We start from the raw sequence: 12,578 nt of genomic DNA, 5'->3' as shown, positions 1-12,578 counted from the left end.
CCTGGTTACCGCCGGTTGCACCGGCGGCTATTCAGATTCGAGCCCTATGGGCTCGCCTCGTACGGGCACCTGTTCCATTGAAACGCAAAATTTGTATGGCCACTTACTGCAAACCGCTTCAATTTGCAAATGGCAATATTTTTTTTGCAAACGCCCATCTAAAAGCTTGCAGCTGATTGTTTGTAGCTATAACTAAAATCAAATCCCTCATCATTTCTTAACCGGCACCACAATCCTTTCCTGCAACTCAGGCAAGGTGGTGCGAATTTCTTTCAATACTATCTGCGCCACCAGCCTTGCACCCAGTTCGCTGAAATGCGTGTTGTCCACTTTGCCATCGGGATAGTTGGGGTGCTCACCGGGTTGGAGTTGGAGAAACAGCATCCTGGAAGGCTCCTCGCCTACCTGCTGGTACAACTGCTGGCTGGCCACATCGAGGTCGATAAAAGAAACAGCAGTAGCCTTTGCCACGTTGCGTACGAGAATACTATAATCATGGTGGGTTTCTACCTGTTTGCCACCTTCAAACTTGCGGCGGCTTACGGCAGTGAGCAGTACGGGCTTGCCTTTGCGGTCGCGCACTTCCTGGATAAAGCGGGTGAGGTTGGCGCTGTATTGCTCCGGCGTGGTATAGCTGTTTACCTTTTCCTTTACTTCATCGTTGTGGCCAAACTGGATGAATACATAATCACCTTCCTGCATTTCGGAAAGGATAGATTGCCAGATGCCTTCGGTAACAAAAGTCTTAGTGCTGCGGCCGTTCCTGGCTTTGTTTACCACCGTTACGGTGCTGTCCCAGAAATAAACAAAGGGCATCCCCCAGCCTGTCTCGGGATGGGCTTTTGTTTCTTTAATGCTGATAGTAGAATCGCCAGCGAGAAAGATTTTGATTTTCTTTTTGGGCGGCAACATAAAGGCGGATGCCAACAATACTACTGCTACACCCAGTACATATTTTTTCATTTGAATAAACTTAAGCCATTGGGAATAGGGTGTGTTGCCATGCAACAACACACCCTATTGATTCATTTCCAAATAAGTGATTCATTAACCAAAGAGTGGGTCATGCCGAACTTGTTTCGGCATCTCCTTCTGCTTCTGGGCATGCTAATATCAGAGGGGATGCTGAAACAAGTTCAGCATGACAATCGCCAATTGCACAAACTGAACTACCTTATTGTAAGTTGTACTTTACTTCTTTTAAGTTCCTAGTTCGAGATAGTTTGATAACAGGCACTTACCCATTGAACTGCCATCATCCTTGATAGCGGACTACAGCACGGAGAATAAAGCGGCAATGTAGCTTACAGGTTATTTTGTTCTACCAACAACCAAAACCCAAGTACCAACAATCTCTATCCCAGGGTAGTGCTATTTATTAATTCAAATCATCTGTGCCCCACGTCAAGATACCTGCAACCTGGAACTTGCAACCTGCCTATACCCTGTTTGCCGAAGGCACCAAATCGGTAAGTTCACCAATTTGAACCGTGCGTTTTTCCGCAATGCTCTTTCGGGCAGCCACACCAATCAGCAGCGACATGGCGCCATCGCGGGTACCTGCCAAAATGCGGTGCGGGTTGTCGGTAGGATTGCGGAAGATGCGTTCCTGCATCCTTTGATCGCCGCCACCGTGGCCACCGGCATATTGCGGTATCTGGATCATCTGGTGTTCTTTGGCAAAATTGTCCATCACCATGATCTCGCGGTATTTGCCTTTTACCACGTCCTTATTCTGCTCCATTTCGGCAGCATGGCGGGCTTCCTGGTTCACCTGTCCTTCGAGGTAAGGAATATCTTCCCACGACTCCAGCCTGCCGTCTTTGCCGTTGAACGCAATACGCCAGCCTTCATAAGGCGAGTAGGTAGTTAGGCTGTAGTTCACCATCACACCATTGGCGTACTTGATTTGCGCGGTCATCTTGTCCCATATATCGATCTCGTTGCGGAACACACAACCATCACGCAGGTAGCCATCATGCTGCTCGTTCTTTACATAGAGGTTATTGAGCCAGTCGTCGGTGGTGATGTCCTTGTAAAACTTACACTTGGGTTTGTGCTCGCAACCCCGGCACTTGGTACCGCGGAACGCATTGTTTTTGCCATACAACTCAAGCGCTCCCTGTGCGGTTACTTCCACGGGGTCGCTGTCGAGCCACCAGTTGAGCAGGTCGAAGTGGTGGCTTGCCTTGTGTACCCAAAGTGATCCGCTCTTGGCCACAATGCCATGCCAGCGGCGGAAATAATCGGCGCCGTGGTACACGTTGAGCATCCAGTTGAAATCAACAGAGGTGATCTTGCCCACGCGGTTGGCAGCCAGCAGTTCCTTGATCTTGATCATGTGCGGACCGTGGCGGTAGTTGAAGCCCACGATCACTTTGCGGCCGGTCTTTTTCTCTGTTTCCAGTATGTGGCGGCACTTGATATCGTCGGTGGTCATGGGTTTCTCCGTAATTACATCGGCGCCCAGTTCCATGGCCCGTACAATGAAGTGATCGTGGGTAGCATCTACCGTGGTTACGATCACCACGTCGGGTTTGGTTACACGCATCATTTCTTCAAAATCAGAAAAGGTGGGACAGTCAACACCCATCTTGGCTTTGGCATAAGCGAGTCGTCCGGGGTTGACGTCGCAGAGACCGACAAAGGTGGTAATGTCCTTGAAGTTGTTCACTACGGGTTTGCCCCAGAAACCCGTACCACGATGGCCGGTGCCCACTAGGGCAAGCTTCTTTTTGGGTGCAGCGGCAAAGGCGGGTATCATGCCGCTTGCCATTGTGCCGGCAGTGGCCAGCGCTGTGTTGCGGAGAAATGTTCTTCTTTCCATTTGGCAATAATTAAAGTTTTTGGTTTTTGGTTTTTAGTTGGGTTAACAAGCGCTGGCAAATTCCTATTTACAGGGCAATGCGAACAGGTTAGTATGGGAACTTGCGAACACGCCTCACGCGTCCAACAAACTGTTGATGTAAACTTCGATGTTGGTGTACTGCTTATCCAGCGTGTAGCCGTTGGCATCACTAGCATCGGAGGGGTTCAGGCCCTTGCTACGCTCCCAACCGTCGGGCATGCCGTCGCGGTCGGTGTCGGCGGGTGCAGATGTGGCTTTCAGTGTGGGCCATGCGTTTGTTGTTTGCTCATAGGGAGTGCCATGCGGATAACCGCCTTGTACATCAATGATGCGGCCTTTGCGTTGGCGCAGGTCGTCCATGATGCGGGCATCCAAAGTATCGCGCCGGTAGCTGGCACCGGCCCATTTCAATACCTGCTCGTAGGCCTGTTGTGCTGTTTGCACCGGCAGGGCTGCTACGGCAAAGGGCTGTGCTGCCAAAGCGTTGCGTTTGTCTTCTGCACTGCCTTCTACAGCTACACCTAAAAGATTGTCGTTGGTTACATCAGGGGCACCATCAATATAGTTGCCGGCAACATAAAATTTACCAAAAGGCTGCTTGTCGTTTTTAGTTGGGTTCACTACCCGTGCACGCACCTTGGGGTTGGTTGCAGGACCGTATTTGTAGTAATTGCCCACTACGTTGTACTGGCCACCTTCACCGCCATATACGTTGTTGCCGCCCCAGTTGTAGATCACGTTATTTCTATAATCCACCAGCTCCTCGCTGGCACCAAGGCGGGCTCCATTGAAGCGGGGATTGCGGCTCACGCAATGTGCAAACAGGTTGTGGTGTGCCGAGAGGTGTTTGCCACCCCAGATACCGCCATAACCATGGTGTTCAAAATCTTTATCGCCGGTTTCAAAATGATAGGAATAGTTGAGGGGTTCGGCAATGATATTCCACTGCACGGTGGTGCTATCGCCACCATAAATGCTAAACACTTCATCGGTACTCCAGCTCATGCTGCAATGGTCGATGATGATATGGTTTCTGCGGCTGGCGCCAAATGCGTCATCGCCGCCACTGCCGTCTACCATACCTTTTTGGCTTTGAAACTTATCACCCATGCGAAAACGCATATACCGCAGGATGATATTATCTCCTGCCAGCGACACGGGCTGATCGGCGAGGCAGATGCCATCGCCGGGAGCGGTTTGGCCGGCAATGGTAGCATCGCCCTTAATGGTGAGTTTGCTCTGAAGATGGATGGTACCCGATACTGCAAAGAGGATGGTACGCTTGCCACTGGCTTCAGCAGCAGCGCGGAAGCTGCCTTCGCCGCTATCATCCAGGTTGGAAACGATCAGCACTTTACCTCCACGGCCACCGGTGGTGTATTTGCCAAAACCTTCGGCACCGGGGAAAGCAATGGGCCTGCCTGTATTGGCGGAAGGTACCTGTTGGGCCTTGCAGGCTGCCGCTAAAAATGCACAACAAAAAACTAAGCTCGTGAAACGCATGGGGCAAGGCTTTTTTTATAAAAATTAAAAGGCCGCCGCAACAAGTTGGGCGGCCTTTGGGACCATATTAAATTTCGGTTATTGGTAACCGGGATTTTGTTTCAGTTTACCCTGGTAGGATACCATGGTGGACTGGTCGAAGGGGAACAGCTCGCTTTTACCTGGCACAAAGAAGTAGCCTATTGCTTGCGACAGCGGACGGCCGTCGATGGCGGTGGTTAAAGTGAGGTGTTGTGCCCAGTCGGTGCGGGTCCAGCCGGTAGCTGGGTTGGGCACTTGCGTAGCCCTCCAGAAAGGCTGTGCAGTGGTAGCGGTATTGTTACCAGCGAAGTACTGGATCTCCTCTCCGTTGTTTTTCCAATAAATATATTGGGGCACGTTGGCATAGCGGCCGGTGCGCAGTCCCAAGTCACGTACCGCGTTGCGGGCTTCGTTCAGCTTGGTGTTGAGCAGGTTCCAGCGCAGCAGGTCAAATTTGCGGATACCCTCGTGGCCAAACTCCAACCAGCGTTCGTTTACAATAGCATCAAAGAAACCAGCCTTGGTAGTAGGCGTTACACCAATCATGCTGGTATTTCCCCGGAAGGCACGGAGGCGTACTTCTTCAAAGGCGGCAATGGCGGCAGCGTTGGGACCGTTGTTGATCTCATTCACCGCCTCGGCATACATCAGCAGCACATCGGAGAAACGGATCACGCTCCAGTTGTAACCCACGTTGAGCACGGTGCCGGGCAGCAGGGGTACACGCCAGTCGCGGCGGTACTTGCCGGTATTGAGTTCACCCAGGCGGCGCTGCGATTTGATATTGGTAGCCGAAGTCACCTGGTAGTGCGTTACGGTTACATCGCGACGGGTATCTACCGAGTCAAAAGCATAGAAATAGCTGGGGAGCATCACAATGCCGCCACCACCGGCACCATAACGCGAAGCAGCGTTCATGTTGGGACCGTCGTAGTTGCCCATGCGGCTGTCGCTGTTGCCGTTGCCACCACCTGCGCCTATTTCAAACAGGATCTCGCCAGATGGATCATACACAAAAGAAGTGAGGTTGCGCCAGATACTCTCGTAGTTGGGATTCAAAGTATGCTCGGTGCGCTTGGCCATCAGCTCGGCGCATTCGTCGCGGGCAATTTTGTAGTAATCGAGGTAGTCGGCGGAGCGCTCCATCTGTCCATTTGCACGCAGTGAGAAACCACCGCGGAACAGGGCGATGCGGGCACGCAGGGCCATGGCAGCACCCTTGGTGATGCGCTCGTTGCGCACGGTTTCGGTACGCCAGGGCAAGAGGGTTTTGGCTGTGGCCAGGTCGGCGATGATGCGGTTGTAGGTGGTATCGCGGTTTACCTGCGGGGCAAACAAATCGGTTTGCTTGTAGGCAGGCTGCATCGGTGCGGGCACATCACCCCAGTTGCGGATCAGTTCAAAATAAAACTGGGCACGCAGGGTAAGCGCTTCGGCATATAGGCGGCGCAGTTCCTTCTTGTCGGCATCGGTGCCGGAAGTGTACTGCTTCATCTGCGGGATCTGCTCGATACAGAGATTAGCCTTTTCGATACCGCGATACAACTGGTTGAACGGGTTGCGCAGTTCGGCATTGGTGAGCAACAACTGGTAGCGGCCAATACCGCGGCGGCCGTTGTCAATGTTACCGCTTACCATGCCCTCGTCGGAATCGTAAGGGTAATACATGCTGATGCGGATGCCGTAGCCGTTGTCGCCCTGCAGCTCATCGTATACACCTACCAGTGCAGAATAGGCATTGGATACATCCGAAAAAGTTTGTTCAACACTGTATTGGGAAATGGGTTCCACCTCGGTCCACTTGCGGCAGCCGGTGAGCAGGCTTGCGCCCAGGGCTACGGCAAGGGAGGCGGTGATCAATTTATTTTTCATGCTGGCGGTCATTTAAAGGATTAGAAGTTTACGTTGGCACCAAAAACAAAGGTGGTGGAACGGGGGTAGGCAGCGAAGTCAACACCCGGTGTGAGGGGGTTGGAGCGGCGTGCCGTTACATCGGGGTCGTAACCACTGTACTTGGTAAATACAGCCAGGTTGTTGGCCGTAGCAAATACCCGCAGGCTGCTGATCCTGGCAGGCTTGGTGAGCTTTGCAGGCAAAGTATATCCCAGGGTTACGTTGTTGATGCGCAGGTAAGAGCCGTCTTCCACAGCCCAGGAGTGCAGCCAGTAGCGCTGTACCCGCACGGGGGTCCAGATCTGTGCATTGGCATTGAGCTTGGTGAGCTCGGTGGGGTCGGTAACCCTTTGACCGTTGGCGTTGATATTGGTAAAGCGGTTCTTCATGATCGACAGCGTGTTCAGGTTGGAGAATGCGCCATCGGTCCATTCCAGTTTGTTGGCATTGTAAATATCGTTGCCTACAGAGAAGTTCACGAAGATGCTCGCGTCGAAGTTGCGGTAGCTGAACTGGTTGTTCCAGCCGCCGGTGAACTTGGCGTTGGCATTGCCAATCACCTTCCGGTCTTTGTCGGCAGTGATCTGACCGTCGCCATCAAGGTCTTTCCACTTCAGCATACCGGGCTGCGGGGTACCATAAACGCCATTGGAAGCGATACCAGTTTTGAGGGTATAGGCTTGGGTAGTGGCGTTGTAGTCGAAGTCTTCCACTTTATAATACCCATCGGTTACAAAACCATACATCAGGCCCAGGGGACGGCCCACTTCCACCAGGTAGTCATCCACACCATCAGAGCCCTGCCATCCCGAAGAGATGGTGAGCGACTGCGGACCACCCAGGCTTACCAGCTTGTTCTGGTTGAAGGCGATGTTGAAGTTGGAGTTCCAGGTAAAGGCTTTATTCTGTACCGGGGTGGCATTCAGCTGGAATTCCAAACCACGGTTTTCGGTAGCGCCCATGTTGCGGATCTGCGAAGAGTAACCCGATGTGGGCGGGATGGCAAATGCCAGCAGCAGGTTGTCGGCGGTATTTTTATACGCATCCACTGTCAGGCTGATACGGCCCTGCAGGAAAGCCAGGTCGGCACCCAGGTTGCGGGTGATATTGGTTTCCCAACGCAGGTCGGGGTTGGCCAGTGCGGTAGGTGCAAAGCCGGGAACGATGCTGTGGTTGAACGCATACTGGCCGGTTACACCATACAGTTGCATGTACAGCAGGTCGCCGATGCGGTCGTTGCCCACGGCGCCATAACCAAAGCGGATTTTAGCATCCGAAACCCAAGGCAGGTTTTTCATGAACGCCTCTTTCGACAAACGCCAGGCAACAGAACCCGAAGGGAATACCAGGTTGCCATTGGTGGGGTTGAACTTGCTGGAGCGGTCGGAACGAACGTTCAGGTTCAGCAGGTACTTGTCTTCAAAGCTATAGTTGAGGCGGCTGAAATAAGAAGCAAGACGGTAAGGCACGTTGATGCCCGATGTGGGCAGGGGCTGCTGCGAGCCGGTGGGCGCCGAACCCAGACCCATATTGGCAAGGGCTTTTTCCGAACTGATATCAGCAGGGAAGAAACGGGTTTCCACGTAGTTGCTGTTGCCCTTGCGCTCTACGATCTCCTGGCCAACCAGTACGCTGAAGTCGTGGCTGCCTTTAAAATCATTCAGCGCATACTGCAGGGTGTTAGAGTTGTTCAGCGTGCTGTTTTGCTGCTGGCCAATGGAAGCCACCGGCAGGGAAGCATAGTTGCGTGCCGTGCTGGTGATCTTGCTGTAAAACTGGTCCTGCTGGATATTGGTGTTGTCGTACCCAACCGTAGAACGGAAGGTCACGTTGCGGAAAGGCGTTACGTTGATAAAGCCGGTGAGGTAAGCTGCACGCGACTTCTGGTTGCGGTACTCGGCGCGGGTGAGCAACACGGGGTTGATGGCACCGGAAGAAGCCAGGAAATACGCTTCGTCGAAATCGTCGATACCACCGTTGGCAGCTGCAATTTCAAAAGGACGGTAGGTAATGGCGTGACGGAGGCGGTTGGTGGTGCGCGAACCGCTGTTGGAGGTACCGGCGCCAGCGATGTTCTGGTCGAGGTAGCGCATGTTGACACCTACGCGGAACTTGTCAGACAGCTTGTGCTCCAGCTTAAAGTTGGCAATCTTGCGGTCGAAGCCCGACTCCAGCAGGATGCCCTGCTCTTTGTTGGCGGTGAGGCTCAGGCTGAAGGTAGTGTTGGCATTGCCACCGTTCATCGATACGTTGTGGTTCTGGAAATTGGCGCGGCGGCCAAACACCTGGTCCTGCCAGTTGATGCCTGCAATGTTTTTGTAATTGGAAAGTGTATCCCAGGTAGTACCATAGGTACGGGCAAAATCGGTGCTGTCGGCAACCGATCCGCGGCTGCGCTCATACTGCCACATCACGAAGTCGTAGGGACTCATCACGTCCATCTTGTTGCGCAGCTGGCTCCAGCCGAAGGTACCGTTATAAGCCACCTGTGTTTTACCCGAGCGGCCACCCTTGGTGGTGATGAACACCACACCGTTGGCACCACGGGCACCATAGATAGAAGTAGTGGAAGCGTCTTTGGCCACATCAATAGATGCGATGTCCTGGGGGGCAATTACCGAAAGGGCATTGTCCACCTGCACACCATCTACGATGTATAGGGGCGCATTGTCCTGGGTAATAGAGCTACCACCACGAACCCGGACAATGATGTCTGCACCGGGCGCACCTTCGGAGCTAACCACCTGCACACCGGCTAGGCGGCCCTGGATGGCCTGGGCCGCGCTGGCGAGGGGAACGTCTTTAATTTGTTTTGCAGTAACCGATGATACCGAACCGGTAACATCCTTTCGGCGTACGGCCTGGTAGCCAATTACCACCACATCGCCCATGGTGCTGGCCGATGCTGCGGAAAGGGTTACATCAACCGTGGTTTTGGTACCTACGCTTACTTCTTTTGCCGTATAACCCACCGAGCTGAACTGGAGGGTAGCCGAACCATTTACGGGTATGCTGATCCGGTAGTTGCCATTGCCATCGGAGGCAGTAGCGGTTTTAGTTCCCTTGAGGGTAACAGTTGCGCCCGCAATGCCATCGCGGGTGCTGTCGGAAAGGATCCGGCCGGAAATCTGCCGGTTCTGGCTCCATGCCATGGTACCGAATAGGCATACCAATAGCGTGAGACATGCTCTCATCTTCATATAACAAGCCCAGTTTTAGTGTAGAATAAAAGGATTAACGCAGTTGTTCGAAGGTTACGGGATCCATATCGGTGAAGGCTTTGTTCTCGCCGGCCATTCCCCAGATAAAGGAGTAGGCAGCGGTGCCGCAACCCGAGTGGATGGACCAGGGCGGGCAAACAATAGCCTGCCGGTCGGCTACAACAAGGTGACGGGTTTCGGAGGGCTGTCCCATGAGGTGAAAGACACGGCTATCGGCAGCCAGGTCGAAGTAGAGGTAGGCTTCCATGCGGCGGTTGTGGGTATGCGCGGGCATGGTGTTCCACACGCTTCCGGGCTCCAGCACGGTGAGGCCCATCACCAGCTGGCAGCTGGCAATACCGTCTTCATGGATGTATTTGTAAATGGTGCGCTGGTTGCTGGTGGCAACGGTGCCCAGTTGTACGGGGGCAGCACCGGCAGCGGTCATCAGCGTGTTGGGGTAAGCGGCATGTGCGGGCGCCGACAGGAGGTAATAGGCTGCAGGGTTGGCGGCATCGGCGCTGGCAAACTGTACGTCCTTAGTGCCCTTGCCCAGGTAAAGGCAATCGAGCTTACTGAGCTCATAGGTTTGTCCATCGGCGGTAACAGTACCCTTGCCACCAATGTTGATGATACCCAGCTCGCGACGCTCCAGGAAGTACTGGGCCTTGAGGGGATCGTAATTACCCAGGGTCAGGGGCGCATCGGTAGGCAGGGCGCTGCCCACAATCATGCGGTCGTAGTGGGTATAGGTAAACTGGATTTGTGCGGGGGCAAAAAGATCTTCAAGCAGGAAGGATTCGCGCAGGGCGGCAGTGTCCATTCCTTTTACTTCACGGGGGCTGCAAGCAAATATTTCGGTCATGATTGAAAAAGCAAACTAGTGGATAATGATGCGGGGAAATTTTGTTTTCGGTAAAAGACCCGCTTTTACCTGCCCATCCAACCACCGTCTACGGTGAGGATGGTGCCGTGAACATAATCGGCGGCTTTGGAGCACAGGAAAACTGTAGGCCCTTTAAAATCTTCGGGATCGCCCCAGCGATTGGCAGGGATGCGGTCGAGGATGCTTTTGCTGCGCAAGGGGTCGTTGCGCAGGGCTTCGGTATTATCGGTGGAAATATAGCCGGGTGCAATGCCGTTTACATTCACACCCTTGCCGGCCCATTCGTTGGCCAGCGCTTTTACCAAACTGGAAAGAGCGCCCTTGCTGGCAGCATATCCCGGCACATTGATACCTCCCTGGAAGGAAAGCAGGGAGCAGGTGAAGATGATCTTGCCTCCGCCCCTTTCGATCATGCTGCGGCCAATTTCGCGGGAAAGCAGGAAAGGTGCATCGAGGTTGATGGCCAGCACGCGGTCCCAGTAGGCATCGCTGTGGCTGGCGGCGGGTTCGCGCATGATGGTACCGGCATTGTTTACCAGGATATCAATTGCGGGGTGGTCGGTTTGTACTTTTTCGAGAAAGGAATAGAGGTCGGTGCGGTCTTCGAGGTTGGCGGCATAGCCCCAAAACTGGCGGCCTGTAGCCTTTACCGCATTTTCGGTTGCGCTATCTGGTTGGAGGGAAGAACTAACGCCGATGATGTCGGCGCCGGCTTCGGCAAGACCAACGGCCATAGCCTGGCCAATGCCGCGGCTGCAACCGGTAACAATCGCTTTTTTACCTGTCAGATCGAACAAGGCAGTATTAATGGCAGTCATAAATGGCAGCGGCGGGTAGGTTTTAAACCATCCTGTACCTACCCGTAGCGTTGGCAAGACTACCCCCATTTCGGGTGCAGCCATGCAAGGTGCCGGCTATTTTTTTACGCAAACGATGCCGATAACGATTGCTTTGCTTTGGCTGCCTTTCGTTTTTTTGGTGGTTGCCTTGGGCAGTGTAGCCTTTGTTTGCGGTAACCGCCGCAGTTTGTGCCCCCACAAAGCTTCGAAACATGCTAATGTCTCCTTGTGCATTGCATCGGGACAAAAAATGGTACTTTTAACCCCCTATTTTTAGCAGGCTATAATTCCAATATGAAGTTTGAAAGCGCCACCATCAAAGACATCGCCAAAGCACTGAACCTCTCCACCTCCACGGTTTCCAGGGCCCTGCGCGGCAGTTTCGAGATCAGCGCCGAAACCAAAAAGCAGGTGTTGGAATATGCAGAAAAAATCAACTACCGCCCCAACCCCATTGCTCTTTCCTTGAAAGAAAGACGCACCCGCTCGCTGGGCGTGGTGGTAAGCGAAATTGCCAACAACTTTTTTTCGCAGGCCATCAATGGCATTGAAAGTATTGCCTACAACAGGGGCTACCACGTTACCATCAGCCAAAGCCACGAGTCAGGCGAACGGGAAAAAGTGAACATCCAACACATGGCAGCACGCGGTGTGGACGGGCTGCTGGTATCGCTGTCGAGCGAGTCAGTTGATCTATCCTTTTTGAAAGAACTGCACGACAAAGGGCTTCCCATGGTGTTCTTCGACCGGGTGACGCAGGAGATCATCACCCATACGGTGGTGGCCAACAACTACCTCGGTTCTTTCCAGGCAACGGAGCACCTGTTGCAACAGGGTTACCGCCGTATTGCCCACCTCACCTCCTCGCCCCACCTCTCCATTACCCGCGAAAGGTTGGAAGGTTATAAAGATGCACTGGCCAAATACCACCTGCCTTTCGAAGAAAGCCTGTTGCGCAACTGCCCCCACGGCGGCATGATACAGGATGAAGTGGAAGATGCCCTTAACAGCCTATTCAAAGGCAAGAACAGCCCCGATGCCATCTTCACCGCCGGCGACCGCCTCACCATGACCTGTTTTGGGTTGCTGAAAAGGTTGAACCCACAAAGGCATATTGGTTTTACCGGTTTTACCAATACCCAGGTAGGCGACCTCTTTGCCCCCAGCCTGACCGTGGTGCGCCAGCCCGCCTTTGAAATCGGGCAATCGGCCACCGAGCTGCTGATCCAGATGATTGAAAGCAAAAGACCGGTTACCGAGTTCCAGAACAAGGTGCTGGATACGGAGTTGATCATCCGGGAGTCGTCGATGAAAATGAAGTGAGGATTTGAGTTTTTGGTTTTTAGTTGGTTGGCCAGAGTTTGGCGTTTAGCGTTAGGTGTTAGGAG

8 protein-coding genes are annotated in these 12,578 nt (G+C 53.4%); 1 reads left to right on the top strand and 7 read right to left on the bottom strand.

Annotated elements, in window-relative coordinates; all coding sequences use genetic code 11:
• Positions 1-210: 210 nt before the first annotated feature.
• The 7 genes from BUE76_RS09565 to BUE76_RS09530 all read right to left on the bottom strand — a co-directional run bounded on the left by BUE76_RS09565 (position 211) and on the right by BUE76_RS09530 (position 11,253).
• A complete protein-coding gene (locus tag BUE76_RS09565) occupies positions 211-963 on the bottom strand; it encodes a rhamnogalacturonan acetylesterase (RefSeq protein ID WP_073042294.1) in 753 nt (250 codons plus the stop codon).
• 475 nt (positions 964-1,438) lie between these two features.
• Positions 1,439-2,827 (bottom strand): Gfo/Idh/MocA family protein, encoded by a 1,389-nt coding sequence (locus tag BUE76_RS09555; RefSeq protein ID WP_073042298.1) that lies wholly within the window; start codon positions 2,825-2,827, stop codon positions 1,439-1,441.
• Positions 2,828-2,941: 114 nt separating this feature from the next.
• On the bottom strand, positions 2,942-4,351 hold the full coding sequence (locus tag BUE76_RS09550; protein ID WP_073042300.1) for a pectate lyase family protein: 1,410 nt from the start codon (positions 4,349-4,351) through the stop codon (positions 2,942-2,944).
• Between the two features lie 78 nt (positions 4,352-4,429).
• The gene (locus BUE76_RS09545; protein ID WP_216820647.1) at positions 4,430-6,244 is read right to left on the bottom strand and encodes a RagB/SusD family nutrient uptake outer membrane protein; all 1,815 of its coding nucleotides are present in this window, start codon (positions 6,242-6,244) and stop codon (positions 4,430-4,432) included.
• 20 nt (positions 6,245-6,264) lie between these two features.
• Positions 6,265-9,465 (bottom strand): SusC/RagA family TonB-linked outer membrane protein, encoded by a 3,201-nt coding sequence (locus tag BUE76_RS09540; protein ID WP_216820646.1) that lies wholly within the window; start codon positions 9,463-9,465, stop codon positions 6,265-6,267.
• Between the two features lie 34 nt (positions 9,466-9,499).
• Entirely contained in the window at positions 9,500-10,330 is an 831-nt protein-coding gene (gene kduI / locus BUE76_RS09535; RefSeq protein WP_073042303.1) for a 5-dehydro-4-deoxy-D-glucuronate isomerase, read from the bottom strand.
• A gap of 65 nt (positions 10,331-10,395) precedes the next feature.
• Complete coding sequence (locus BUE76_RS09530; RefSeq protein ID WP_317041369.1) at positions 10,396-11,253, bottom strand: SDR family NAD(P)-dependent oxidoreductase; 858 nt, start codon at positions 11,251-11,253, stop codon at positions 10,396-10,398.
• A gap of 231 nt (positions 11,254-11,484) precedes the next feature.
• On the opposite strand from BUE76_RS09530, the gene BUE76_RS09520 reads away from it, so the two are divergent.
• Positions 11,485-12,513 (top strand): LacI family DNA-binding transcriptional regulator, encoded by a 1,029-nt coding sequence (locus BUE76_RS09520; RefSeq protein WP_073042307.1) that lies wholly within the window; start codon positions 11,485-11,487, stop codon positions 12,511-12,513.
• Positions 12,514-12,578: the final 65 nt, after the last annotated feature.

The organism is Cnuella takakiae, from assembly GCF_001953305.1.
Lineage (GTDB): Bacteria > Bacteroidota > Bacteroidia > Chitinophagales > Chitinophagaceae > Flavisolibacter > Flavisolibacter takakiae.
The sequence above is the reverse complement of the archived record's forward strand: the minus strand, read 5'-3'. Positions and strand labels throughout refer to the sequence as shown.